Annotated in this window: 22 protein-coding genes; 18 read left to right on the top strand and 4 right to left on the bottom strand. The window is 42.3% G+C overall.

Annotated elements, in window-relative coordinates; genetic code table 11:
* Nucleotides 1-524: 524 nt before the first annotated feature.
* The 9 genes from IAE45_RS07055 (at nt 525) to IAE45_RS07015 (ending at nt 7,831) form a co-directional block, all read left to right on the top strand.
* Nucleotides 525-956 (top strand): PTS sugar transporter subunit IIA, encoded by a 432-nt coding sequence (locus IAE45_RS07055; RefSeq protein WP_200125608.1) that lies wholly within the window; start codon nt 525-527, stop codon nt 954-956.
* 2 nt (nt 957-958) lie between these two features.
* A complete protein-coding gene (gene yajC, locus IAE45_RS07050) occupies nt 959-1,234 on the top strand; it encodes a preprotein translocase subunit YajC (RefSeq protein WP_200125606.1) in 276 nt (91 codons plus the stop codon).
* A gap of 19 nt (nt 1,235-1,253) precedes the next feature.
* A complete protein-coding gene (gene agaV, locus IAE45_RS07045; RefSeq protein ID WP_077453027.1) occupies nt 1,254-1,736 on the top strand; it encodes a PTS N-acetylgalactosamine transporter subunit IIB in 483 nt (160 codons plus the stop codon).
* Nucleotides 1,737-1,762: 26 nt separating this feature from the next.
* Nucleotides 1,763-2,569, top strand: coding sequence for a PTS mannose/fructose/sorbose/N-acetylgalactosamine transporter subunit IIC (locus IAE45_RS07040; protein WP_005226770.1), 807 nt, complete (start codon nt 1,763-1,765; stop codon nt 2,567-2,569).
* Complete coding sequence (locus tag IAE45_RS07035; RefSeq protein WP_077453025.1) at nt 2,559-3,587, top strand: PTS system mannose/fructose/sorbose family transporter subunit IID; 1,029 nt, start codon at nt 2,559-2,561, stop codon at nt 3,585-3,587. Before IAE45_RS07040 ends, IAE45_RS07035 begins: the two co-directional genes overlap by 11 nt.
* A gap of 214 nt (nt 3,588-3,801) precedes the next feature.
* Nucleotides 3,802-4,536, top strand: coding sequence for a GntR family transcriptional regulator (locus IAE45_RS07030; protein WP_200125603.1), 735 nt, complete (start codon nt 3,802-3,804; stop codon nt 4,534-4,536).
* 179 nt (nt 4,537-4,715) lie between these two features.
* On the top strand, nt 4,716-5,891 hold the full coding sequence (locus IAE45_RS07025) for an SIS domain-containing protein (protein WP_200125601.1): 1,176 nt from the start codon (nt 4,716-4,718) through the stop codon (nt 5,889-5,891).
* A 179-nt stretch (nt 5,892-6,070) separates the two neighbouring features.
* Nucleotides 6,071-7,066, top strand: coding sequence for a tagatose-bisphosphate aldolase (gene lacD, locus IAE45_RS07020; protein ID WP_325123415.1), 996 nt, complete (start codon nt 6,071-6,073; stop codon nt 7,064-7,066).
* A 276-nt stretch (nt 7,067-7,342) separates the two neighbouring features.
* Complete coding sequence (locus IAE45_RS07015; protein ID WP_200125597.1) at nt 7,343-7,831, top strand: GNAT family N-acetyltransferase; 489 nt, start codon at nt 7,343-7,345, stop codon at nt 7,829-7,831.
* A 170-nt stretch (nt 7,832-8,001) separates the two neighbouring features.
* Here IAE45_RS07015 and IAE45_RS07010 read toward each other — a convergent pair whose 3' ends face one another.
* The gene (locus IAE45_RS07010; protein WP_200125595.1) at nt 8,002-8,949 is read right to left on the bottom strand and encodes an HNH endonuclease; all 948 of its coding nucleotides are present in this window, start codon (nt 8,947-8,949) and stop codon (nt 8,002-8,004) included.
* 455 nt (nt 8,950-9,404) lie between these two features.
* On the opposite strand from IAE45_RS07010, the gene IAE45_RS07005 reads away from it, so the two are divergent.
* From IAE45_RS07005 to IAE45_RS06990, 4 genes are all read left to right on the top strand, one after another.
* Complete coding sequence (locus IAE45_RS07005) at nt 9,405-11,171, top strand: DUF2264 domain-containing protein (protein ID WP_200125593.1); 1,767 nt, start codon at nt 9,405-9,407, stop codon at nt 11,169-11,171.
* The gene (locus tag IAE45_RS07000) at nt 11,146-11,973 is read left to right on the top strand and encodes a DUF7402 domain-containing protein (RefSeq protein WP_200125591.1); all 828 of its coding nucleotides are present in this window, start codon (nt 11,146-11,148) and stop codon (nt 11,971-11,973) included. Before IAE45_RS07005 ends, IAE45_RS07000 begins: the two co-directional genes overlap by 26 nt.
* A gap of 151 nt (nt 11,974-12,124) precedes the next feature.
* Complete coding sequence (locus IAE45_RS06995; protein WP_200125589.1) at nt 12,125-13,288, top strand: glycoside hydrolase family 88 protein; 1,164 nt, start codon at nt 12,125-12,127, stop codon at nt 13,286-13,288.
* A gap of 13 nt (nt 13,289-13,301) precedes the next feature.
* Nucleotides 13,302-15,077: a glycoside hydrolase family 35 protein gene (locus IAE45_RS06990; protein ID WP_200125587.1), complete on the top strand. Its 1,776-nt coding sequence runs from the start codon at nt 13,302-13,304 to the stop codon at nt 15,075-15,077.
* 24 nt (nt 15,078-15,101) lie between these two features.
* On the opposite strand, the gene IAE45_RS06985 is transcribed toward IAE45_RS06990, so the two are convergent.
* On the bottom strand, nt 15,102-15,809 hold the full coding sequence (locus IAE45_RS06985) for a GntR family transcriptional regulator (protein ID WP_195265499.1): 708 nt from the start codon (nt 15,807-15,809) through the stop codon (nt 15,102-15,104).
* 190 nt (nt 15,810-15,999) lie between these two features.
* Here IAE45_RS06985 and IAE45_RS06980 point away from each other — a divergent pair, with 190 nt between their 5' ends.
* The 4 genes from IAE45_RS06980 to IAE45_RS06965 all read left to right on the top strand — a co-directional run bounded on the left by IAE45_RS06980 (nt 16,000) and on the right by IAE45_RS06965 (nt 21,906).
* Complete coding sequence (locus tag IAE45_RS06980) at nt 16,000-16,962, top strand: PTS mannose/fructose/sorbose transporter subunit IIAB (protein ID WP_200125585.1); 963 nt, start codon at nt 16,000-16,002, stop codon at nt 16,960-16,962.
* Between the two features lie 140 nt (nt 16,963-17,102).
* Entirely contained in the window at nt 17,103-17,891 is a 789-nt protein-coding gene (locus tag IAE45_RS06975) for a PTS mannose/fructose/sorbose/N-acetylgalactosamine transporter subunit IIC (protein ID WP_200125583.1), read from the top strand.
* Complete coding sequence (locus IAE45_RS06970; RefSeq protein WP_005226799.1) at nt 17,875-18,684, top strand: PTS system mannose/fructose/sorbose family transporter subunit IID; 810 nt, start codon at nt 17,875-17,877, stop codon at nt 18,682-18,684. Before IAE45_RS06975 ends, IAE45_RS06970 begins: the two co-directional genes overlap by 17 nt.
* 204 nt (nt 18,685-18,888) lie before the next feature.
* Complete coding sequence (locus tag IAE45_RS06965) at nt 18,889-21,906, top strand: polysaccharide lyase 8 family protein (protein ID WP_200125581.1); 3,018 nt, start codon at nt 18,889-18,891, stop codon at nt 21,904-21,906.
* A gap of 326 nt (nt 21,907-22,232) precedes the next feature.
* Here IAE45_RS06965 and IAE45_RS06960 read toward each other — a convergent pair whose 3' ends face one another.
* Nucleotides 22,233-23,075 (bottom strand): matrixin family metalloprotease, encoded by an 843-nt coding sequence (locus IAE45_RS06960; protein ID WP_233618978.1) that lies wholly within the window; start codon nt 23,073-23,075, stop codon nt 22,233-22,235.
* Nucleotides 23,076-23,204: 129 nt separating this feature from the next.
* A complete protein-coding gene (locus tag IAE45_RS06955) occupies nt 23,205-24,080 on the bottom strand; it encodes a glycosyltransferase family 8 protein (RefSeq protein ID WP_200125579.1) in 876 nt (291 codons plus the stop codon).
* A 538-nt stretch (nt 24,081-24,618) separates the two neighbouring features.
* Between IAE45_RS06955 and IAE45_RS06950 the strand changes: the two genes are divergently transcribed.
* Nucleotides 24,619-25,233: a replication initiator protein A gene (locus IAE45_RS06950; RefSeq protein WP_200125577.1), complete on the top strand. Its 615-nt coding sequence runs from the start codon at nt 24,619-24,621 to the stop codon at nt 25,231-25,233.
* Nucleotides 25,234-25,428 lie beyond the last annotated feature (195 nt).

Genomic DNA, 25,428 nt, shown 5'->3' with positions numbered 1-25,428 from the left:
GTTAGTATGGGTGGTTTTTATATTATTAAAGCTTCTGGATTATAAGGTAGCTTGTTATCTCTAACCTGTTTAAGTTAATAACATGAATTATTCCTAAAAAATGGTAATACAATTTAATAAAACGCATAATGGAAAATGAGTCTGGTGATTATCAAAACCAGTTAGGGATTATACCTAGCTGGTTTTTTTAGTAAGGAAGCAAATTTATTGATAGTTCCTTTATTTAACAACGTTGATTGTTGTATCGGTGAATAGTGAGTGACTTGTGGTTCTTTAGATACCAGAAATCGAAAACGAATGTGTTTATTTGTTTAAAATAACGTTGTACACATTCTGTTGATGGATTTCAATACTTTTTGCAGTTAGTTTTTTGTTTGATAATCATTGTTTTGGCGCTCTTTTGCGTATTTAAAGATAACAAAGACATTTTTATATAAAAACAAAAATTTTATTGACAGACAAAATGAAAGCGTTTATATTGGATATGTGGTTACTACCAGTTGAGAGTAAGGGGAGGACATAAGATGCTTGGTTTGGTTTTAATAGGTCATGGAGGATTTGCGCAAGGGATGGAAAATGCGCTTGCGATGATTGCAGGACCCCAAGAACAATTTCTAGCAGTGCCGTTTTTAGAGGAAAATCCGTTAGCTGACTTTGAAAAAGAATTGCAAGGAGCAATCGATCAATTAAAGGAAACCTGTGATGGGGTCGTGATTTGTGCAGACCTTGTGGGCGGGACCCCTTTTAATGTTGCGATGACCGCTACCAATGAGGACCCGCAAGTCGAGGTCATCGGCGGCATCAATCTACTGATGCTAGTGGAAGGTTCGTTGACTAGATATACGGCAACTGATCCAGAGGGTTTTTGTCAAGGACTGGCAGAGATTGGCAAGAGCGGTATTTTTCACGGAAAGATCAAAGGCCATGAGGAAATCAATGAGGAAGAAGGAATTTAAACATGTGGGAAATGATCTTAGCAGCCTCAATCGTGGTGCTTGTTTTTCTCTCCCTCTTTTTGGCGGTCTCTTCTTTCTTGAATGGGAAACATCTGAAAAAGCAAAAAGGCTATTTCGCTGAATTGCAGCAGTCCTTGAAAAAGGGACAGAAAATCAAATTGTACGGCGGCATTATTGGGGAGATTCAAGCACTTGGGAAAGAGACAGTGGATCTAAGGGTGAAATCGGGAACGGTGATCGAAGTAGAACGTAGTGCGGTTGCAGAAATCATGCAGTAAATAGAAGGAGGACATATTTATGGGAGAACCAAATATTTTATTGACGCGAATCGACAATCGGTTGATTCATGGGCAAGTTGCCACCCAATGGAACGGTACGTTGGGAGCAAATCTAATTTTAGTGGCAAATGATAAGGTCGCCAAAGACAAAGTCAGACAAGGGTTGATGGATATGGCGGCGCCAGCTGGCGTCCAAACGAGGTATTTCTCGCTTCAAAAAACCATCGAGATCATTCATAAAGCATCGCCAAAACAAAAGATTTTCATGGTGGTTGAAAATCCGCAAGATGCGTTGAAATTAGCTGAAGGTGGGGTGCCAATCAAGAAACTGAACATTGGGAATATGCATATGTCAGAAGGGAAGAGACAGGTTGCTACAACAGTTGCCGTCGATGAAGCAGATGTCAATGCCTTTAAAAAACTGAAGGAAATGGGGGTGCAATTAGTGATTCAGCGGGTTCCAACGACACCTGTTGAAGATGAAAAGAAATTATTTCAGTAATGCAGAGGTAAGGAAGGAGAAAGAAAATGGATTACACGATTTTTCAAATCATTTTAGTCTTCATAGTTACATTCATTGCCGCGATCGATCAATTTAGTTTTTTAGAATCATTGTACCAACCCATTGTTACCGGGATGGTTATCGGACTTATTCTTGGAGATCTTCAAACCGGCTTGATCGTTGGCGGAACGTATCAGTTAATGACGATCGGCAATATGCCGGTGGGCGGCGCGCAACCGCCAAATGCGGTGATTGGCGGAATTATGGCAGCAATCTTAGCGATCACGCTGCAGCTAGAACCAACAGTAGCGGTTGCTACGGCGATTCCGTTTTCTTTGCTGGGGCAATATGGGGTGACGATTATCTTCTCACTAATGTCACCAGTAATGTCAAAAGCCGACAGCTACGCCCATGATGCCAATACGAAGGGCATTGATCGAATCAATTATTTAGCGATGGCGGGTCTTGGAACGATCTTTGGCTTGATCGTGGTCTTATTCTTTATCGGCGGTGCTGCCTTCGGGAATCAGGCGGTCGCAGCGATCCCTCAATGGTTGATGGGTGGGCTCGGCGCAGCTGGGGGCATGATGCGGTATGTCGGTTTTGCGATTTTACTAAAAGTGATGGTTTCCAAAGAAATGTGGGGCTTCTTCTTTATGGGGTTTGGTTTAGCCACGATCGTAATGGCGGCACCTTCTTTGCAAGGACCAGCCTTGATCATTCTAGCCTTTATCGGTTTTGCATTAGCCTTTTGGGATTATCAAATCCAGTCCAAATTTAAAGTAGCAGCAGCCAATACCTATGATTTCGGAGGCGACGAAGATGGCATATAATATTCCCGATTCTTATAGCGAACAAGCGCCCGCAGAACAACTGGATAAAAAGACCTTGAACAATATGGTCTGGCGTTCCTTATTTCTACAAGCCTCTTTCAACTATGAGCGAATGCAAGCAGGAGGCTGGTTATTCAGTATTTTACCGGGATTGAAAAAAATCCACAAAAATGAAAAGGACTTGGCTGCTTCAATGAGCCATAACCTAGAGTTTTTCAATACTCATCCATTCCTCGTGAACTTTGTGATGGGGATCATTCTATCGATGGAACAAAACAAAGCCGATATTCCCATGATTCGAGCAGTGCGAGTCGCCGCGATGGGACCGCTAGGCGGGATCGGTGACGCGTTATTCTGGTTCACTCTGGTACCGATAACAGCTGGTATCACAGCAAATATGGCGATCAACGGCAACATCGCTGCACCGTTTATTTTCTTACTGGTATTCAATGCGGCCCAATTCGGCTTACGGTTCTTCTTGATGCACTGGTCTTATCGTTTAGGGACAGATGCGATTGGGATCTTAACGGAAAATGCCAAAGAGTTCACCCGAGCAGCGAGTATTTTAGGGATTTTTGTTGTTGGCTCCTTGACCTGCGTGTATGGAGCGACGTCTTTGGATATTCAGATCCCTAACGGCACTACCAATGAAGTGACGCAAGCGACGACGATCGTGGATGATCAAGCAGCCATTGCCGCTTATGGAGATATGCTGTATACCACGGATGAGAATGGTCAATTGACCGACACACTGCAAGAAAATGCAGCGGTCAACGAACTGGCTAACGGCAAATATGAATTGACGTTTAACAAAGTCAACGAAGTGCCCGTGACGATCGATATTCAAAAAATCCTCGATGGGATCTTGCCGCAAGTGATTCCATTGACCATCACGCTGATGCTGTATTTCTTCTTATCAAAACGCGGCTGGACGCCGTTGAAATGTATCGCTTTGCTGCTAGTGATCGGCTTGATCGGTTCTGGCTTTGGTCTGTATCCATCCATTTGGCCGCAATAAGCAAGCTAGCAGAAGAAACGGCGCAACACGCAGGAGGAGTTTTGCTAAGCAAGCAACAGCTGACTTTTCAGCTTAGCTCGTACTGGCAATTGGTTCATTTTCCTGCGTGAAAAGACGCAAATTCAGGAAACAGAGCCCCTGTAGACGATTGTTTGACACGCCTATCGGGAAATAGTACACTCGTTATGTGGTAGTAACCAGTTTGGAGGGGCTTATGAATATCAATAAAAATCGACAACCATTATACGATCAATTGTTAAATTTACTGATTGAAAAAATCGAAAATGAAATGGAAGCAGACACGATGCTTCCCTCAGAAAGAGAACTGTCAAAGCGCTACGGATTAAGTCGGACCACCGTTCGCTTGGCACTACAGGAATTAGAAAAATTAGGCTATATTTATCGCCAACATGGCAAGGGCACCTTTGTCTCAGATATCCGCAAGCAGGCAACCAATTTATCAGGTTCCTATAGTTTTACCGAACAGATGAAAGCACTAGGGAAACAACCAGAAACTAGAGTATTGGCATTCAAAAAAATGGAAGCGACAAAATATTTTGCCACTCAGTTGCAAGTTTCCATCGGCGAGCCGATCTACAAGTTAAAACGATTGCGTCTTGCTGATGGCCAACCGATGATGATCGAGCGTTCTTATCTGCCCGTCAAACGCTTCATGAATTTAACGAGTGAGATGATCGAGCAAAAACCATTGTACGATATCTTTCATGAAGACTTTTATCAAGTGATCCGCCTCGCGGACGAAGAATTTTTTGCCAGTATTGCCAGTGCAAAAGATGCGGCATTGCTAAAAATCCACGAAGGTGCGCCGGTGTTGAACCTAGTACGCAGCACGTTCAATATTGAAAATGAAGTGATCGAATACACCTTGAGTGTTGCTCGAGCAGACCAATTTAGATACAAAGTCCGCCACTTGCGTAACGACGAGTAGCGCATTTCCTAGACAGTCTGAAATGATCCACTCGAGCAAAGAAAAGGCGTGTATTCAAAACCAGTGAAGTCAAGGAAGTTTGCCATTTGGGTGATCGCTAAGCCTTCATCCAAGACAAGCGCTTCTCGTACCGTCACTGGGAATACATACTGGAAAAACAGTAGCTAGGAGGAAAAAAGATGTTTCAACTGTCAACAAAGGAGTTAGCAGAATTAGGTGCGGAGATTACAACAAGAGAAATCAAACAACAGCCAGAACTTTGGCAAGAAACCTTAACGATCTATCAAGAAAAGCAAGAGGCGATCGCGGCTTTCTTACGTACCATCAAGCAAAAGACGGACAAACGAATCCGGGTGGTCTTCACGGGAGCGGGGACGTCGCAATATGTCGGAGATACGATCGTTCCTTATTTGAATAAGACCGGTGCAACGGCGGATTATCTTTTTGAAAGTATTGCTACGACGGATATTGTCGCTGCTCCAGAACAAGTTTTATTTGCAGATGAGCCAACACTGCTCGTTTCTTTTGCTAGAAGTGGCAATTCACCAGAAAGTTTAGCAGCGGTCAAAATCGTCGATCAATTCGTTGCCGACAGCTATCATTTGACGATCACTTGTGCAGCCGACGGATCTTTGGCACAACAAGCTGCCGCTGATGAAGCGAGTTATCTGTTATTGATGCCTGAGAGGTCAAATGATGCCGGATTTGCGATGACGGGTAGTTTTTCTTGCATGGCTCTTTCGGCACTGCTGATTTTTGACCAGACGCCTCTGACAGAAAAAGTGCATTATGTTGAAACCCTTAGCCAATTGGGGCAAGAAGTGATCGACAGAGAAACAGAACTCCAAGTGCTGACGGACCGTTCCTTTAAGCGGATCGTTTACCTTGGTTCAGGCACGTTGTCGGGGTTGACCAGGGAAGCACAGCTAAAAGTATTGGAACTGACTGCGGGAAAAATCGCCACCGTGTTCGATTCTTCGATGGGCTTCCGTCATGGACCGAAATCATTCATAGATGATCAAACCCTCGTCTTTGTTTTTGTCAGCAATACGCCCTACACGCGGCAGTATGATCTTGATATGTTGGAAGAGTTAAAAAGTGACGGCATCGCCGCCGCAGTGACTGCTATCGGACAGCCGGCCGCTGTGAATTTCTCAGGAACAAACTTTTTCTTTCCAGATGACACATCATTGCCAGACGGTTATCTTGCCTTAGCAGACATTGTTTTTGCGCAAACGATCGCACTGTTGGCATCGATCAAAGTCGGGAATACACCCGACACCCCTTCGCCAACACGTACCGTCAATCGGGTGGTCAAAGGCGTGACGATTCATCCGTATAACAACGAAAGATGACTGAGAAAGCCCACCACGAGCACGTATCTTTTCGTGTACGAAGTCGATACGTGCGGTGGCCAATCAGTCGAACGGCTTCATCAATAAACATTTTTATACGTGCTGACAACCGTTTCGCCAACGCTGAAAAAAGTGAAAGCGGTTGATTCTTTGGCATGGACAAAAAAGGAGGAATTTTAATGAAAGCAACCGTAACGAAAGCCAAAAAAGCAGCGATGGATCGCCTGTCAACGAAAGAAGGAGTGATCGCAGCTTTAGCAATCGACCAACGAGGTGCCTTGAAAAAAATGATGGCAGCACTTGGCGTGGAGGCTGATGCAGAAAAAATCAGCCAGTTTAAAAAGCTAGTCTCACAAGAATTGACCCCTTACGCGTCTTCCATTTTATTAGATCCCGAATATGGGTTGGCAGCTGCGCAAAGTCGTGATCCAGAGGCGGGGCTTTTGCTGGCGTATGAAAAAACCGGCTATGATGCGACTAAGCCGGGACGTTTGCCTGATTTATTAGAGGAATGGTCGGTTGAGCGATTAAAAGCAGCAGGCGCCGATGCCATCAAATTTTTGCTTTATTATGATGTAGATGAGGCTACCCAGATCAATCAGTTGAAACACGTCTTTGTGGAACGACTCGGCAGCGAATGCCAAGCCGCTGATCTGCCCTTCTTTTTAGAAGTCCTTTCCTATGATGCGGAGCTACCTGAAGTCGACTCAAAAGCATATGCGCAACGCAAACCAGAAAAAGTCATCGGATTGATGAAGGAATTTTCAAAACCACAGTACAAAGTCGATGTGTTAAAAGTGGAAGTACCAGTTAACATGAATTATGTGGCAGGTTTTGCCAAGGAAGAAACCGTGCATACCAAGGAAGAAGCTGCCGCGTATTTCAAAGCGCAAAGCGATGCGACGCATCTGCCGTTTATTTTTCTCAGTGCAGGCGTATCAGCCAGCTTATTCCAAGAAACACTGGTTTTTGCCAAAGAAGCCGGTTCCACCTTCAATGGCGTCTTGTGCGGCCGGGCAACGTGGAAAGATGGCGTTGAACCCTTTGTAAAACAAGGAACAGAAGCAGCCAAAGAATGGCTAGCAAGTACCGGAAAACAGCACATCGAAGACTTGAATGAAGTGATCCAAAAGACCGCCACTTCTTGGTGGGACAAAGTCACGGTCGAAGAATAGTTTTTTCGCTGTTTGACAAGAGAAATAGCCAATAATCAGACATCTTAAGGGCTTTTGAGAAGAAGTGGCAGGCTTCTGACTTAAGGCTTTAGGGTGTCTTTTTATACCTTGACAAGTTCGGTTATCATCGTAGGAATGAAACGTAAATAGGAAGAGGTTTCGAGAGTAATTACAAGGGGAATTGAATAGGATAAACTAGCAGTAAAAGCCATCAAATCCACCTGCTTCACTTTTGGTCGAAATAAGGTTCAATAAACCTACAATAAAGGAGCATTCATGAACGAGTATACGTTTCATTCCGTCACGTCAGAAAACCAACAAGCTGCCTATAGCATTTATCAGAAAAACCAGGCCTATTTTGCTTTAACGAAAGAGACACCTTCCATTGAACAACTCATGCGAGACATGACTGTTCTACCGCCATCCGTGGTTCAAGAGCAAAAGGTATTTTCTATCATTTATTATGATCAAAAACCAATTGCTGTTATGGATTATCTTGTTGATTATCCGCAAGAGGGCACTGCGTATATTGGCTTGCTGCTGGTTGGCGAAAGACGTAAGGGGCACGGGCAAGCTATTTATCAGCAAGTAGAACAAGACTGGCGCATAAAGGGGATTTCTCTCGTATCTCTCGCTGTTATTGAAGAAAATACAGCCGGTAGATCTTTCTGGGAGAGTCAAGGATTTAAAGAGACACGAAAAGCCGTGACAACAGTCAGTGATCAGGAGGTAAGTGTGGTCTGCTTTGAGAAAAAGATGAAATAGATACCTAAAATAGAAGCAGCTAGGATAAAAGTAAATAACGTCCAATAGTTACCCTAAAGAGAATTATTAAACGTTATATCAAAGATACTTAACTAAATTGAATTATAAAAAAGAATTTAGATTTTCAGCAAAGGAATAAAATCCTATTTTAAACACTCCGTTTATGGGGCTTATCCTATAAATATATTTTTTAAATGGTATGTTAAAAATTCTTTATTTAAATCTCCTCTTTTATATGCTAATTCCTTATTATGAAAAGGATTGTGCGGGTCTGTATGAATAATTTTTTGTGAGTGAACGTCTATTGCAATTGCCCCATAATCAAATTCAACATGGTGGTTGGGACAAAGTATAATAATGTTCCTCTCAATATCTGGCCCTTGATGAATACCCCCAAGTTTTTTTAAATGATGTCCTTCGGAGTAATATTTTTGTTTGGACAATGAAATGGATTTACCGCAAATTTGGCATTGATTATTGTATTTTTGCTTCATTTTTTTAACAAGAGACGTGTCCCTAACAATCCTATCGATAGTTGTTTGAATCCGGGCAACCTGCCCACCACTTCCCACACTAAGAAGTTCTTCTGAATCACCTTCACGTACAATATTTTCTGATCTCTGCTTGTTTTCGTTATAGTAGACCGGTTTTTTTATATAAGGAGTTAAGATTTCTAATAGCTCATTACTAACAGGCGCCAAGTATTTCTGTGCGGGTTGCATTCGCACACCTGTTTCCGTATAAAAAGATTTTTGAGGCGCTATCGCTTTTAATGCGTCTTTGTTCTGATCGATAACTTCCTGTAAAAAAACTTTGTCCTGAAATTCTGTGTAGTACTTTAAGGGGATTTGATAGTATTCGTCATATCCATCCCAATTAGCTGGGATCGGTGGCGGACTTGATAAGATTTTATAGGAACCAGCAACTTGAGAACATCCCCATAATCTATGATTGACATTTCGTTTTTTGTCTTTGATAGAATGTAAAATCATATCCCCCTCTTTGGGTTTCCTCATAATTGTGTTCCATGATGAAGCAACGGGACTCCATAAAACCTCTCCTAGCTCCCAACCTTCTCCTCCATGGATGGGATTAGACAATTCAATATATACGGCCATCTGCGCACTCCTTTCTGCTACTATGGGTATTTATTCAAATAACGAATTCTATTTTATTATAGACAATCATTCTTCTTTCGTCATGTCTATTTGAATCAAAGTTTTTTGTCTTTAGTATATTATCAATACTCAGAAATATTCGAACTGAAAAAATGTAAGAAATGTTTATCATGTGATGGATATCTATAGTATAATTTCAGGGAAATTTTTTATGAAAAAAAGTCACGAAATCAATGTTGATTTATAATAAATTCCTCATTTTATCTAAGTTAACTTTCGCCATTTCTCCAGTCACTTTCCCATAGCTTCAATTCCTATTTTTTTGTTAACAGGTTAAGTCAAAAATCCCCAAAAATCTTTTCTCATTTTTCAGCAGTATTGCCAGCAGAAGATCGCTTGATAAAAAAGTCGTGGCTTGCTATTCTGTTCTGTAAATTGACAGAAGGAGATGGCGTATGAAGCAAATGGCAATCAAAGAGAATCCGTTTTTGACGCGTCTGGATTATCAGCGGGCAGTGGAAGACATGATCTCTCCTTTGCAAGCAGCGATCTTGGCAGATGACTATCCAGGACTGAATCTAGGTAACAGTGGGGCCGTGTATGACCGAACACGGGCTGAGATGGAAGCGCTTGTGCGTCCTTTGTGGGGGCTGGCGCCTTATTGGAGGGTTTGCCCAGATGATCCGTTACGAGCAGCTTACGTAGAAAAAGTGATAGCAGGGACAGATCCTGAACACGCGTTTTACTGGGGAAGGATCACGGATTATGATCAATACATCGTGGAAGCAGCCGCATTGTCATTGACTCTTTTATTGCAAAAGGATGCTTTTTGGACAGCGTTGCCGCAGAAGAACCAGCGAAAGCTAGTGGCTTGGCTATCCCAAGCACTTGAGTGCAAGATTCCTAAGAACAACTGGACATTCTTCAAAGTGTTGATTCGCGTTGCCCTGTTTCACTGTGGGGAACCGTTGGCAAAAGAAGCATTGTCCCAAGAGTTGGCATTGATCGATTCCATGTACATTGGCGATGGTTGGTACGTAGATGGGAAAACGACGCAGCGAGATTACTATATTCCTTTTGCGTTTCATTATTATGGCTTGATTTACGCTACATTTATGCAAGACGAAGACCCAGAATGGGCACAGCGTTTTAAAGAACGAGCCACCCGATTTGCCCAAGATTTCATCTATTATTTTGATGAAGACGGCGAAGCCTTGCCCTATGGCCGCAGCCTGACCTATCGGTTTGCGCAAGGGGCTTTTTTCTCGGCGCTGGTTTTCGCAGATGTCGAAGCGATCCCATGGGGACAGGTGCGAGGACTACTGGCGAAACACTTGCGCAATTGGATGGCGCAGGAGATTTTCACTTTCGATGGTCGCTTGTCCATCGGATATCACTATGAAAATCAAGTGATGGCAGAAGGGTACAATGCACCAGGCTCGCCTTACTGGGGGCTGAAGACCTTTTTGCTTTTAGCGGTCGCAGAAACGCATCCTTTTTGGCGGGCTGAACCTGAGCCAATCAAAAGAGAGCCGCAAAAACGGATGGAAAAAGGCAATATGTTGCTGGTGCACAATGAAAAAAGCCATCATCTATTAGGGTATCCTGCGGGCTTGATGCTGGAGCAGCAAGCCCATGCTCAAGCAAAATACAGCAAATTCGTCTATTCGAGCAAATTTGGCTTCAGTGTGCCGAAAGCCGGCGTCACGTATGCCGAAGGCGCCTTCGATAGCACATTAGCTATTGCTCGAGATGGCAGCTATTTTCGCACGAAGGGGGCAGTCAGGGATTATCGAGTGACGGAAAAAGGCGTCTTTTACCAATGGGCGCCCTTTGAGGAGGTAGTGATTGAAACTGAGATTTATCCATTTGGTCAGTGGCATGTGCGCGTGCACGAGTTGACGACGACGATTTCGTTGGACCTTCGTGAGGGAGGATTTAGTGTACCGCTGACTGGACGGTTGCCTCAGGCTCAAACAGGACCGACCTGGAGTCGAGTCAGTGAAGGAGGCTTTTGTTCTCAAATCATCAACATCGAAGGCTATCAACAAGCCAGTATTGTTCAGCCAGAAGCCAATACCTCCGTCTTTTTTCCAAGAACCAGTTTTCCATACTTAGCACAACATATTCCGCCAGGGAAGCACCGTTTGATTTGTTTAGTCGGTGGTATCGTAGAAAAAGAAAGGATCGATCCAAATGATTACGCTAGCAATAAAAAATAAGCAGGACCAGGTGATCGTCGGTCGCATCGACCATGAAAAAGAACCCGCGCCGTTTCAAGTTTCTGGTGATGATTTGGCCGTATTAGCCATTAAAAACTATCCCTATGAGGAAGGAGACAAGATCGTTATTGAGGTGACGGGGGAAAATCCGTATTATGTCCTTCAGCTTGATGAAACCTTAGCACCATCACTGATCTATCTTTCCCAATCCACTTGGGCGTATCAGATTCCTTGGACGGAATCCGCTCGAAAGTCCTCGGTGGAAACGGCCTTTGCCTCGCAGCGCCATCACCTGATGGTGCGTAAAGCCCATGAATTTGAGATCATGAATTATCAAAATTTATCCTTCAATGCCCATGATCAAAAGTCAGCGACAGGGGCGTATCCTCATGCTTCAGCGAATGTGGAAACGCGAGATGATTCCGTCTTTTTTGCCAAGAATGCGATTGATGGAAAATATGGCAACCGATCCCATGGTTCGTATCCGTTTGCTTCTTGGGGCATCAATCAGCAAGCCGATGCTGCATTGACCATTGAGTTTGGTCGTCCTGTCTTGATCGATCGGGTTCGCTTCCTATTACGGGCAGATTATCCCCATGATAGCTATTGGACCAAAGGAACCTTGGTCTTTGCTGATGGAGAAGAGCTGGTGGTGGAAACGACAAATACGGCGTCATTTCAAGAAGTTCGTTTTCCGAAAAAAGAAACGACTAAGCTAACCTATAAAGAGCTGCAAAAAGCAGAGGATGATTCCCCATTTCCAGCTCTTACACAAATCGAAGTATTTGGTTGGAACTGTTAAAAAAAAGAGGACAAGAGTATGACAGGTCTGCATTTGTGTGCAGTTGTCATGCTCTTTTTTTTAGGAATCAAGGAAGGAAGGTCGCTTTTTTTGTGCGTTTACGTTATAATGATTTCAGTTAATATGTTAACAAGTTAAGGAGAGGGTAAATATGCGTCTGCAAGAGAACAAACAACGCTTGATCCTGTTAGGAGAAAAAGTGACCGATGTGTGGTTAGCGGATAAAATCACCGCGTGCATCCAACAGATCGAAAAAAATAGTCAGCGCTTTGGCACACAATTTCCTTCAGCCTGTGCCACCAATGGCAAATATCGGCTGAAAGGCAACGATGATTGGACCAATGGCTTTTGGACCGGGATGTTGTGGCTCGCCTATGAGTGGACCAAAGAAAAGAACTTTTTGACTCGAGCTATGGAAAATATCGACAGTTTTCAAACGCGTTTAGACGACCATTTTGTATTAGATCATCATGATATTGGTTTTTTATATAGCTTATCTGCCGGTGCGGGCTACAAGATCACTGGCGATGAACACTGCAAGCAAGAAGTCATTCAAGCAGCGGATGTTTTGCTGGCACGGTTTCAAGAAAAGGGGGAATTTATTCAAGCATGGGGCACTTATGGCGACCCACAAGAATACCGCTTGATTATTGATTCGCTACTGAACTTGCCGCTTTTATTTGCAGCAACTCAATTGTCGGGAGAGCCTCGTTCCGCAGAGGCCGCGAGTAAGCATTATCAGACAGTCCGAAAGACCGTCATCAAGAATGACGCTACCACCTTTCATACGTATTATTTCGATCCTGAGACGGGGCAGCCAAGTCACGGTGCGACGCATCAAGGAAACAGCGACCAATCGATTTGGGCAAGAGGACAGAGCTGGGCGATTTTAGGGCTTCCTTTGAATGAAAGCTACCTGCATAGCCAGCCTTTTCCAGAAAATTATCCGCAGATCGTGGAGGTGTTTTTGGCTCATTTGCCAGCAGATTTGGTGCCGTATTGGGACTTTGATTTTAACGACCAACATCCTGCTGAAAAAGACAGCTCTGCTTTAGCGATTGCGGCTTGTGGCTTGTTGGAAGCAGAGGAAATGGGTGCATATCCCGATGCCCAAAAAATCGCTAAAGGAATGCTTTACCAATTAGGCGAGCAGTATGCAGCGAGCCAAGTACCAGAAAATGAAGGCTTATTGCTGCATGGTGTGTATGCTCATGCGGAAGGCAAAGGCATCGATGAACCCAATCTTTGGGGGGATTATTTCTATTTAGAAGGATTGATCCGATTGGCATTGCCTGATTGGCAAAGATACTGGTAAAGGGGAAGACGACATGCGAACGTTTGAGATAAAAGAAGATTTTTTGTTAGATGGAAAACCAATCAAATTGATCAGCGGAGCGATCCACTATTTCCGCATGACACCGGCGCAATGGACAGATAGCCTCTACAATCTAAAAGCACTGGGAGCCAACACAGTTGAGACCTACATTCCTTGGAATCTCCACGAACCTCGTGAAGGAGTCTACGACTTTCAGGGAATGAAAGACATCTGTGCTTTTGTAAAGCAAGCCCAAGCGCTAGGCTTGATGGTCATTTTACGGCCTTCCGTCTACATTTGTGCTGAATGGGAATTTGGCGGGTTGCCGGCTTGGCTGTTAAACGAACCGATGCGGTTGCGCTCAACCGACCCACGCTTCATGGCAAAGGTGCGCAACTATTTCCAGATCTTGCTGCCAAAACTTGTGCCGTTGCAGATCACTCATGGGGGACCAGTGATCATGATGCAGGTGGAAAATGAGTACGGCTCTTATGGAATGGAAAAAGCGTATTTGCGCCAGACCAAGGAGTTGATGGAAGAATACGGCATCGATGTACCCTTGTTTACCTCAGATGGGGCATGGGAAGAAGTACTGGACGCTGGGACATTGATTGAAGACGACATCTTTGTCACAGGCAATTTCGGCAGTCGTTCCAAGGAAAATGCGGCTGTGATGAAAGAGTTTATGGCAAAACATGGCAAAAATTGGCCCATCATGTGCATGGAATATTGGGATGGCTGGTTCAACCGCTGGGGCGAGCCGATCATCAAGCGAGACGGTCAAGACTTAGCTAATGAAGTCAAAGAGATGTTAGCGGTCGGCTCCTTGAATCTCTACATGTTCCATGGAGGCACGAACTTTGGCTTTTACAATGGCTGTTCCGCTCGGGGAGCGCTGGATCTACCACAAGTGTCCAGCTATGATTACGATGCTTTACTGACAGAAGCAGGAGAACCTACCGACAAATACTATCAGGTACAAAAAGCCATAAAAGAAGCCTGTCCCGAAGTGTGGCAAGCCAACCCACGGACCAAGCAATTAGCGGCATTAGGAACCTTTCCCATCGAAAACAGTGTCTCGTTACTGGCCATCAAAGACCAACTGATGGCACCACAAGAAAGCATGTATCCTCTAACAATGGAAGCTGCCAGCACAGGCTACGGCTATTTGCTCTATTCGGTTCAGTTAAAAAACTATCATCGAGAAAACAAACTAAAAGTGGTAGAAGCTAGCGATCGGCTGCATGTTTTTACCGACGGCCAATTACAGGCGATTCAATACCAAGAAACGCTAGGCGAGGAGCTGTTGATCCAAGGGGCACCAGGTAAAGAAACCATCGAGCTAGATGTCTTAGTGGAAAACTTAGGGCGCGTGAATTATGGGTTTAAATTGAATGGGCCTACACAAGCCAAAGGCATCCGTGGGGGCATCATGCAAGATATTCATTTCCACCAAGGCTATCGTCATTACCCATTGACGCTTTCCGCAGAGCAGCTACAAGCCATCGATTATCAAGCAGGAAAAAATCCGACACACCCCTCCTTTTATCAAACGACCTTCACGCTGACAGAGGTAGGAGATACGTTTATCGATTGCCGTGGGTATGGCAAAGGCGTCGTTATCGTCAATGGCATCAATCTTGGTCGCTATTGGCAACGTGGCCCCGTGCATTCCTTATACTGTCCGAAAGAATTTTTGAAAAAAGGCAGCAACGAAGTCGTGGTATTTGAAACCGATGGCGTTGAGATCAAGGAACTCGTTTTCTGTGATCAACCTGTCGTAGAATAAAAAAATAGAAGTAGAGACCCAAATTTACGCGGGCTCTACTTCTATTTTTGTTTTGAAATATTTCCAGTGCTTGTAGCTGACGATGTATTCAGCGACACTTCCATCTGCTAAATAGGAGTGCTTGACTTGTTTGACCGCAGGCTCTCGGAAGCTCAGTTGCAATAAGTTCAACAATTCAGCGTCATCAGGAAAGACGATTTCGTTGGTTTCAACAGAAGCCAATGAGAAAAGATCGATCGCAAAGTCTTTTCGGACCCGCTCATAAACACTGGCATATCGGTTGAGGTTTTTGGCGATCGGTTCTTTCATCAGCTTCTTCGGCAGATGAGTGATATGAACCAAGAAAGGAACATCGCTAAAATAGCGGACCCGTTTGATTCGGTAGTAGGAAGCACTGGCAGCCAATCCTAATTCTTTCAAAATCTCTGGGTCATTTCCTTCTTCCACCGCAAGGACCTTGACCTTTTCTTGGTCCAGTGAATGCAGCTCAATGTCGGAAAACTTCACACTCTGAGATACTTTTGCTTTTGAAACAAAGGTCCCTTTGCCTTGGATGCGATACAGATAGCCAGCACTCGTCAATTCATTCAACGCTTTGACTGCCGTGATCGAACTAACAGAATACATCCGCTTGATATCCGCCTCTGAATAAAACTTATCCCCAGGTATGAATTTATGGTCTTTGATTTCTTGTAAAAGATCTTGCTTGATCTGCTCATACTTTGGCAACACAGTGGTTTCCCTCCATTCCATATGAATACATCAAGCATAACATGTTAAATCCTTTCCTGCCACTTAATTATTGTAGAAAATTCGTTGTTTTCCAGTCTATACAGGTCTGAAAAATAAAATTCAATATGTTAAGATATTAGGTTTACGAATGGCTTGCCATGTGGTATTGTATGCTTACAAGGAACATAACATGTTAAGTAGGGCGACCTGCGGAGTAGGAGGGAAATTAGTGGAAAACATTGTATTGATCAGTCATGGCGGCATGGCAGAAGGGGTCAAAAGTAGTCTCGAGATGATCGTAGGCCAGCAAGCAAACGTTCACACCGTTTCATTACGACCAGATAGTGACAATCTGCAATTTGAGAAAGAATTGAACGAGAAAATGAAAGCCCTTAACGGTTCAACATTGATTATTGCGGATTTATTAGGAGGAACCCCGTGCAACGTTGCAGTCAAGAATTATTTAGAGGATGACGAAGTGGCGATCTTAGCTGGAATGACATTGTCCGTAGTGATCGAGGCAGTCGTCAATCAACGAGCGACGATCAAAGAGCTGCTTTGCTTAGCCAAAGAAAACATCGTTGATGTCAAAGCAGGGATGAACCAAGCAGAACAAGAGATTTTAGAAGAAAAGCAAGAGGAATTAGGGGATTACAGTGCGTATGCTGGGCAAGAAAATATCATCAATAGTCGAATCGATGAGCGCTTGATCCATGGACAAGTCGCCGGTATCTGGTCCACCAGTTTAAACACGCAACGGATCATCGTAGCCAATGATGAAGCCGCCGTAGACCCATTACAAAAATCTTCTTTACGAATGGCAGCGCCAACTTCGATGCGACTTTCGGTCCTTCCGGTGGCAACGGCAGCCAAAAATATTCGCGCCGGTCGTTATGGAAAACAACGGTTGTTTTTGCTTTTCAAAAATCCCCAAGATGTTTTGCGTTATATTGAAGCAGATGGACCGATCAAAGCGATCAACGTCGGCAACATGAGCTACAAAGAAGGCGCACGGGAAGTGACCAAAAGCATTCAAGTACTGCCAGAAGAAGAGCCGATCTTTGAAGCGATCGCCGCAAAAGGCATCACCGTCACGGCACAGCTTGTACCCAATGAACCATCGATCGACTTTATGAAGAAATTACGAGGATAAACCAGGCAGGGATTGAATCGAGGAGAATATGTAGCGGAAGATTTGTCAAAAAACGAGTGTTTTTCACGATTTATCTGAGGCGACATAACGATCGATAATTAGCCAGTTAAGACTCGTTCATACAATTAGGAGGAAAATTCATGCATTTAGCAGCGTATCAAATCATTCTTATTACTGTTTATGCTTTTATTGCTATTAATGATTCACTTATTTCCAATACGTTGACCCAACCAGCGATCGCCGGAATGATTTCTGGAATGATCATGGGGGACTTAAAGACCGGTTTGATGGTCGGTGGGACCTTACAGTTGATGCGTTTGGGGATCGCCGCATTTGGTGGTGCATCCGTCCCGGATTATTTTACCGGCGCAGTACTGGGAACAGCGTTTGCCGTGATCTCAGGAAACGGCGCGGAATATGGCATCGGCTTAGCAGTTCCAGTGTCCTTGCTGATGCTGCAACTGGATGTCGTGGCTCGTTTTTGTAACGTATTTCTACTACACAGGATCGATAGAGCCATCGACAACATGCAAGTTAAACGAATCCCACGGTTAGTTTTATCGGGTTCTTTCTTGTGGGGATTGTCACGGGCGATTCCGATTTTATTGATGCTTTTAGCTGGAGATGCAGTCGTTACGACGATTACCGATAACACACCAGAATGGCTAATGACTGGACTAAAAACCGCTGGTGGCGTCTTGCCAGTCGTCGGGGTAGCGATCTTATTGCGCTACTTGCCAACAAAGCACTACATTCCTTATTTGTTATTAGGCTTCTTTTTAGCTGCGTATCTGCAAGTGCCAATGCTCGGCGTTTCCATCATTGGGCTCGTAGCAGCAATGTTAGCCTTTAAACGTGATAGCGAAAAAGGCACGGTTGCAACGGCAGCTGCTGGAGATTTTGAAGGAGGATATGATGGCGATGAGTGATCAAAAACTGACAAAAAAAGAGTTGAATACCATTAGCTGGCGCTATATTTTGGCAAGCCAATTAAACTGGAACTATGAGCGAATGATGAGTTCAGGCTACCTTTACGGCATCCTGCCCGTCTTGAAAAAATTCTATGGCCATGATGAAACCCAGCTGCAAGATATGCTGCGGACCCATAATCAATTTTTCAATACCAATGCGATCTTTGGGAACTTAATCATGGGGATCGATGTCGCGATTGAAGAACAAGACGGACACAAAGCCAAAGAAACGATCATCGCCTTGAAAACGGCCTTGATGGGTTCCTTGGCCGGTGTCGGTGACTCCTTGTTCCACGTGATTTGGGGAACGATCTTTGGCTCTGTTGCTGGCACATTGGCGCAAAATGGTTCCGTCGTTGGTTGTGTCATCTGGATCATCGCCAACATCGCGTTACTTTTTGGTCGGGCAGCGTTGCTTCCCCTAGGTTACAAACAAGGGGTCAAATTAGTGACGACCTTGAAAGACAAATTATCGGCCTTCACCAATGCCGCAACCGTTTTAGGGGTCACAGTGATTGGTGCCTTGATTCCCTCTGTGGTCAAAGCAACAGTTCCCTTTGTCTATAAAAAAGACGGTGTCGAATTAGTGATCCAAGACACGTTGGATGCCATCTTGCCTTCCCTTGTACCTATCTTGCTCGTCTTGCTGACCTACTGGATGCTAGGCCAAAAGAAACTAAATTCCACTCGAGTGATTTGGATCATCTTGATCTTGTCGATCGTTTTGAGTGCGTTTGGTATTTTGGGTTAAGAAAGAATCATGGTGTAAAAGGAAATGGGCAGCTGCTGTGATTGTTTTGTAAATCATATAAGCAGTTAGGGTAGTCAACCTGTTTTCTTTTTTAGAATAGTTGAACTAAATGGAAAAGAGTGCGGAAATGAATTTCTTCACTCTTTTCCTATTCCACGAAATGATAGCGCTATCTTTTGCGCGGGGAAATAGGAGGAGTAAAGGATGGAAAAAGGGAAAAAATATCTGCTGATCATGGGGTGTTTCTTGTTGCTGTATTCGGTAGTTGGCGCCACTCGTCTTTCTGGAAATGCCGAGGAACAAATACCCGAATTGCCGGAAGCAGAATCGATCTATCACTCGGATTTTTCTAACCAGAAAGGGTCTTGGCAAGATTTAGTCGGGAAAGCCGAAGTAGCACAAAATGCTACTGGTTTAATGATCAGTAATACGAAACAAGGCACCAATCTGGAATCAGTAACGCTCAACAAAGATGCTCCCAAGCGGTCTTCAGGGGATTTTGAAACTACTTTTTTATATGAAGACCAAGCGAACATTGGGGTGGTCTTTCGCGCAGATGAACAAAAGACAGATCAGTGGCAATCGTTTGCTTATAATCGTGATGGGCAGTGGCAACTTGGTCAACCAGGTGGAAAATGGCTGACAGCTATTTCTGGACCTACTTTGATTGCGGGACAAAAATATAAACTCTTGCTTCAGTATGAGGGCTCGAGTTTTCGTGCCTTTTTAAATGATCAGCTATTTTATGAGAATCAAAAGGTAAACTATCCCAATGGTACGGCAATTGATGGGGACTGGTCCGGGTATGTGGGTATCCGTTTGTTTGGTAATTTATCTAAGCTGAAGGTATTATCGATGCGTAGCGGTCCTATCGGCAGCTTGCCCGTGGAAGATCACACAGCAGAATTTATGCAACTGCAAGAAAAATGGCAAAATCAACTGGTTTCTGATCACTATGATCCAAATAATCCGACTATGGCTGATTACGTGCAGATGGTCACCTTAGAAGCTGAGGCGTTATATCAAACCATAAATAAAGCATCTGATCGAACGAGCCTATGGCCCCTCGAACAAGGGAATACTGCTTCAGCGGATGTAACGACTCAATTTACAAAATTACAGAAAATGGCTTTAGCCTATGGCACGAAAGGTAGTTCTTTGTATCAAGATAAAGCAGTGGCGACGACGATTATTGACGGGATAGATTTCATGGTCACTCGAAAAGGGTACGATGGGAAAAAGTACCATGGAAACTGGTGGGATTGGCAAATCGGTGTCCCGCAAAAACTGATCAGTACTTTAATGATTTTAGGCGCTGAGTTACCGTCCGAGAAATTACAGCAATACACTGCCATTATCAGCAGTTATGTACCAGATCCCTTCAAGCAATTGTATACGAAGACACACGGCAGTTTTACTGAGCTTGCTTTTATTCCAAATTTTGTGACTTCGGGTGCTAATCGTACAGATCTCGCGCTTAATGTATTAGGCTTGGGCATTTTGCAAAGGGACGCTGGGAAAATCACACAAGCTTCAGCAAGTATCGAAGAAGTATTTCAGTTAGTCACAAAAGGCGATGGTTTCTATAAAGATGGCTCCTTTATTCAGCATAATACGATCCCTTATACTGGTTCTTATGGAAATGTACTGATCAAGGGTGTGGGACAAATTCTAGCTATCACGCAAGGATCAAGTTTTGAGATGGACGCTGATCTCGTACAAACGTTTGTTAAAAATGTTGATCAAGCATTCTTGCCGTTGATCTATCAAGGAGAAATGTTGCCGTTGGTCAATGGTCGTTCGATCTCAAGAGCTCCAGCCAAAACCAAAGTCGGCTATGGCTCATCAACAGTCTATAATTTGTTGATCGTATCTCAATTCGCACCAACTCAATACCAGCAAAGATTCCGGGAAGCTGCCAAATATTGGCTCAAAGAAAATCCAGACTATTATTTGACGAATGCAAGAGACTTTAATGATTTACAAATGACGATGAATCTCTTGGCAGACCCATCGATTACAGGGGATGCATTACCTTTTACGGGAACAAAACTTTACGCTTCAATGGATCGCTTTGTTCAACGAACAACTGATTATATGGTGGGTTTAGGGCTATATTCCAGTCGTATTTCTTCCTTTGAAGCTGGCAACAAGGAAAACAAGCGTGGGTGGCATACAGCAGACGGGGTGCTCTACCTCTATAATGATGATCAAGTTCAATTCAATTCTAGTTATTGGCCGACCGTCGATCCATATCGCTTGCCAGGAACAACCGTGGATACCATACAATTAGCGGATGAAAATTCAGCTTTTACAACGGTAACGTCTCCAGAAAAGTGGGTAGGCGGTGTGGCTTATGATGGTGCAGCTGCGGTGGGAATGGCATTAAACAAAACGGGTACAAAAAATAACGGGAATGTTTTACCTATGAACGTGCGGGCAAAAAAATCGTGGTTTATCATTGATGGGCAGATTGTCGCTTTAGGTGCGGGAATCACTGGTGATACGACAGCTTCTATTGAGACGGTCGTGGATAATCGCTTACTAAATGATGAGTATACTTATCAAATCCTTTCTGATCAAGGAAGCATTAATCAGTCAAATGAGACAAGCAGCAAGCAGTGGTTGTTGTTAGACTCCAATCATTCTCAGGCCAATATCGGTTACTATTTTCCAGAAGAAACGACAGTAAACGTGGTAAGTGAAACACGAACAGGCAGCTATACAGAAATCAATGAGGCATTTCCAAGTAATGCGGTTTATACCGGAGAATATCGGAAATTCTTGATCAATCATGGCAAAAATCCCGTGGAGGATCATTATGCGTATGTCATGTTGCCAGGCATCAATGAAACAGAACTGACTGCTTATGCCCAAGAAAAACCGCTGGAGATTTTAGCCAATACCTCGGAAGTTCAAGCCGTAAAACTTGATCAAACTGACTATTTAGGTATCAATTTTTGGCAGAATGATGGAGGTAGTGTCGCCGATATTACTACTAACAAGCCTCTTTCATTGATTAGAACAAGTAGAGAAGGCAAAACCATCTATGCCTTTTCTGATCCAACTCAAACAACGACGACCATGACCTTAAAATTGCCAAAAGACTACCAAAAAATCGTCTCTCAAAGTGATGGAATCAGTTATGATGCTTCGACGGATCTATTTACGGTGAACTTTGCGGAGAAAGACGGTGGAAATAAAGTGATTGTGGTGGAGTAAGGTCGTTCAATACTATCTATCTCATCATCAGCAGCTAGGGATCAATCTCTAGCTGTTTTTTGTCATCTAGAAAATGAAACGATGAAAGGCTAAACATAGATTTTTTCTTTGACTATTAATTCCTTTAACTACTTTTCAAGTGCCGAGGTTTTGTCAAAAAAATCCTCACAGAAAATGCTGAAAACTTGCGCATTGGAATGAAATGTTTGCTAATTTTCTTATTACTTAAAAGACGTATGTTTGCCACGAAAGAATGTATCTAAGATTGCAAACACACTTTTCCAAGATTGCAGTGGCAACTTTTCAAGTAAGAATTGGTAGCGAATTTATCCGAAGGCGCGGCGATTAACAATATACTCTTCTCCATCAATTTCAAAAAGATAATAGTGTTGACCATAAATAGAAACTATATCTTCAGTAACTGAAACAGTTCTATTCATAAGATTATTACTCGAAATTGTTCCTACATATGGATCTCTTGGGGACAGGGACAGTTTATACAAATTATAGTTACCTGTTATTTCAACTGTTTGATCGATGAAAGTAACACCAGAAATTTTTCCAGCAGGAGAATCTAAAAAGATTGAGGCAATTTGATTAGAACGATGATTATTCAAATAATAGATTTTATCCCTATTATTAAGGATATTTAGTATCGCATATTTGTTGAATAATGGGACAGCAGGAAGTATCCCCTTAGAAATTGAGTCCGCCGTTTTTTGCGCTGCATCCAGCATCTCTTGATTGTTGCTAACCTGGGCATCATACAAATCAGCCATTACTGATCCATTGTCATGTTGGAGACCTAAAGTATGCCCCATTTCATGTCTGATAGTTGAAACCAGCTGTACGTAGCCGGAGGTTCCTTTTCCAGATGATGCGTCATTTAAAACAGCATTATTCAAAAATATTCTGTTCGTACTATTTCCCCAACCAAATCCAGAGTACCCCATATCTGCATAGGAATCGCCATCCGTTGATTGTAAAACTAAATCAACTTGGTTATCTGCTGCATTTACACTTGATTGTTCAACAATTACCGATCTCCCAATCGACTGATTCCATGATTGCGCAGCTTCATTGACAGCCTCTTGGTAGGCTTCTCCTAGTGAGTTTGAGTCGTAAATGATGGTACCGTATTCGTTAACACAAGTAGCTGTACCATACAATATTCCAGGATAGTAATAATCAACAATAGGCGTCTTCGCTATGTCGGCTGACTTTGCATCTACAGAAATTGTTCCTATAGAGTAAATTAATGCAATTAAAAATAACGAACGAATTCTTGAAATTTTTTTTCATTGTTTTCCACTTCTTAAACTTGTTGACTTGATTTCATACAGATAATTCCAAAAATCTTTTTCCCATCTATCTTGTATGGAAAGATGCTCCCAAGGCATCGAATTTTTTTCGAATTCAACGAAATGTCGAATCTTTATATTTTTTCTGGCTTTTTCAATTTTCAAAAATTTGAGTGGATTCACATTTTTTGCCCAATCAAATAACCAATGATCATCTTTCTGATAATTGTATTCATAAGGCAACAACTCAACACTTCTCTCACAAAGAATGTTTAAAATGGTTTGATCTAAATACAAATATTCATTCTTATTTATCATACGTACTATGGCTTCTGGTCGTATCTGTTCATTGAACACAACTACATTAAATAAAATAACTCCAGAATTGAAGTAATTCTTCATAGTTTTTACTCCAAAATATTTAAAGCTGTCCTCTGTATCACTTATAACTGAGAAGTAGAAGTCTCTAACTGCAGCAATTGATTTTTGATCAGGGATCAAATCAAAGAAATTGGATACGTCATCGTATACAATAGTGTCATTATCTAAATAGAGAATGTAATCATAATTGCTAAAATATGAAGGTAGAAATAATCTCCACAGAGTGACTTCAGGAAAACGCGAATTATTATAATTCTTTATTTCGTTTATTATTTTAGGTGGATACCAAATAGTAATAGTTACATTTTTTTCTCCATATAATCTAGAAATACTCTTCAATTTCAGTATTTCTTCGTTACCTAGTTCATTTACAACTACTAATATATCTAAAGGTTCATTCCCTTCATAAGTATTTACTACTGACGCAATGGATACTGCAGCTAATTGAATATGTGACCCCGTAACACAATAAACGACAGCTTTCTTCTTCATAGTTCAGGTCCACCCTTTTTAGTGTTTTTTATTTTTTAATAAAAACCTTCTATAGAAACTTAGGCAATAAAAGCATTTAAGCTTATTTTATCGTATCTGATTTCCAATATGAGCGTTAGTCCCACTATTGGGATTAACATAGTTAACGAGAATCAACAATTTCTTATCGTATTTTCCCAAAAGGGTTGTCAGATTAAGCCTAAATCAAAAATCCCGTCAGAGAAATCTGACGGGATTTTGGTGGTGAACCTAGGTAAAACAGGTCATTGTTATCCATTCCAATTGAACTAAAAACTGTTAAATCAACGTTCTACCACCAAGTGATGTGTCTACATTATTCCCACTCCGTATTTTGGAATTGGAATATGATCAAGAATACTTTAATATCAATGAGTATAAATAAAAATACCGTGGTGATATACCTCTTTTTCGATAGGAAAATTGCAATGAATTTGCAGTGATTATACTTAAAATTTAGAGAAAGCCCTCTTTAGATTTTATAGTTCAATAAGTTAGCTCACCTAAATAGGAGGTAGAAATGTCACAAATACTAAATATATCTATCTACCAACAAGGGAATTTTTATCGAGTACCCAAAGTATTGGTTCAAGGTGAAAAGTATAAAAACTTGAGCTCTGATGCAAAATTGTTATATGCAGTCTATCAGGATCGTGCGGAACTTTCTATTCAAAATAATTGGACAGACACGAATGGTGATATTTATTTTATCTATGCTATTGCGGAGGTCTGTTTTTTTATGGGATGGGGGAAAGATAAAGTTATTAAGGTTAAAAGAGAATTAATTCGATTTCAACTTTTATCCGAAATACGACAAGGTAGAAATAAAGCGAATAAGACCTATCTACATTTGGTAGATACAGCAACTAATATACGTAAGTTTATTTCAAAGAAAAAGATACTATCAGCAATTCAATTATGGATTGCCGAACAAAAGTTAAGTTCTTCTGAGATAGATAAATCAGAAGTGGAAAACTCTTGTTTACAATATTTAGTATCTCATTTTAATATTTATCCACAATATGTGGATAAGTTTTTAAAAGATTATCAATTGAAAGTTTTTGATATTTATAAGGAGCATCAAAAAGTATTAGTTCATCGGGAAGTCGAAAAAATGACTTCCAAAATAGAGTAGAAAAAATAAGGAATTCTAAAATTCCGCCTTCCAGAATACTAGAAAATCGACTTCTAGAAGACGAAATATCAGACTCTAATGATACTGACAAAAGAGAAACTAATATAAATAAAGAGGAGGAAGGTATTAAAGGGAAAAGTAATATTGGATAGGCTACAATTAACTAGACAGAAAAATTAAGGTGTGTAGACTAGA

Origin of the sequence: Enterococcus sp. S53, assembly GCF_016516865.1 — a bacterium.
Lineage (GTDB): Bacteria > Bacillota > Bacilli > Lactobacillales > Enterococcaceae > Enterococcus_D > Enterococcus_D innesii.
This window is presented reverse-complemented; position numbering and strand designations above follow the sequence as displayed.

What these genes read in the sequence shown, in the direction of transcription:
- IAE45_RS07055 (WP_200125608.1), top strand. Translation starts at nt 525, where the DNA reads ATGCTTGGTTTGGTTTTAATAGGTCATGGAGGATTTGCGCAAGGGATG.
- yajC (WP_200125606.1), top strand. Translation starts at nt 959, where the DNA reads ATGTGGGAAATGATCTTAGCAGCCTCAATCGTGGTGCTTGTTTTTCTC.
- agaV (WP_077453027.1), top strand. Translation starts at nt 1,254, where the DNA reads ATGGGAGAACCAAATATTTTATTGACGCGAATCGACAATCGGTTGATT.
- IAE45_RS07040 (WP_005226770.1), top strand. Translation starts at nt 1,763, where the DNA reads ATGGATTACACGATTTTTCAAATCATTTTAGTCTTCATAGTTACATTC.
- IAE45_RS07035 (WP_077453025.1), top strand. Translation starts at nt 2,559, where the DNA reads ATGGCATATAATATTCCCGATTCTTATAGCGAACAAGCGCCCGCAGAA.
- IAE45_RS07030 (WP_200125603.1), top strand. Translation starts at nt 3,802, where the DNA reads ATGAATATCAATAAAAATCGACAACCATTATACGATCAATTGTTAAAT.
- IAE45_RS07025 (WP_200125601.1), top strand. Translation starts at nt 4,716, where the DNA reads ATGTTTCAACTGTCAACAAAGGAGTTAGCAGAATTAGGTGCGGAGATT.
- lacD (WP_325123415.1), top strand. Translation starts at nt 6,071, where the DNA reads ATGAAAGCAACCGTAACGAAAGCCAAAAAAGCAGCGATGGATCGCCTG.
- IAE45_RS07015 (WP_200125597.1), top strand. Translation starts at nt 7,343, where the DNA reads ATGAACGAGTATACGTTTCATTCCGTCACGTCAGAAAACCAACAAGCT.
- IAE45_RS07010 (WP_200125595.1), bottom strand. Translation starts at nt 8,949, where the DNA reads ATGGCCGTATATATTGAATTGTCTAATCCCATCCATGGAGGAGAAGGT.
- IAE45_RS07005 (WP_200125593.1), top strand. Translation starts at nt 9,405, where the DNA reads ATGAAGCAAATGGCAATCAAAGAGAATCCGTTTTTGACGCGTCTGGAT.
- IAE45_RS07000 (WP_200125591.1), top strand. Translation starts at nt 11,146, where the DNA reads ATGATTACGCTAGCAATAAAAAATAAGCAGGACCAGGTGATCGTCGGT.
- IAE45_RS06995 (WP_200125589.1), top strand. Translation starts at nt 12,125, where the DNA reads ATGCGTCTGCAAGAGAACAAACAACGCTTGATCCTGTTAGGAGAAAAA.
- IAE45_RS06990 (WP_200125587.1), top strand. Translation starts at nt 13,302, where the DNA reads ATGCGAACGTTTGAGATAAAAGAAGATTTTTTGTTAGATGGAAAACCA.
- IAE45_RS06980 (WP_200125585.1), top strand. Translation starts at nt 16,000, where the DNA reads ATGTTAAGTAGGGCGACCTGCGGAGTAGGAGGGAAATTAGTGGAAAAC.
- IAE45_RS06975 (WP_200125583.1), top strand. Translation starts at nt 17,103, where the DNA reads ATGCATTTAGCAGCGTATCAAATCATTCTTATTACTGTTTATGCTTTT.
- IAE45_RS06970 (WP_005226799.1), top strand. Translation starts at nt 17,875, where the DNA reads ATGATGGCGATGAGTGATCAAAAACTGACAAAAAAAGAGTTGAATACC.
- IAE45_RS06965 (WP_200125581.1), top strand. Translation starts at nt 18,889, where the DNA reads ATGGAAAAAGGGAAAAAATATCTGCTGATCATGGGGTGTTTCTTGTTG.
- IAE45_RS06955 (WP_200125579.1), bottom strand. Translation starts at nt 24,080, where the DNA reads ATGAAGAAGAAAGCTGTCGTTTATTGTGTTACGGGGTCACATATTCAA.
- IAE45_RS06950 (WP_200125577.1), top strand. Translation starts at nt 24,619, where the DNA reads ATGTCACAAATACTAAATATATCTATCTACCAACAAGGGAATTTTTAT.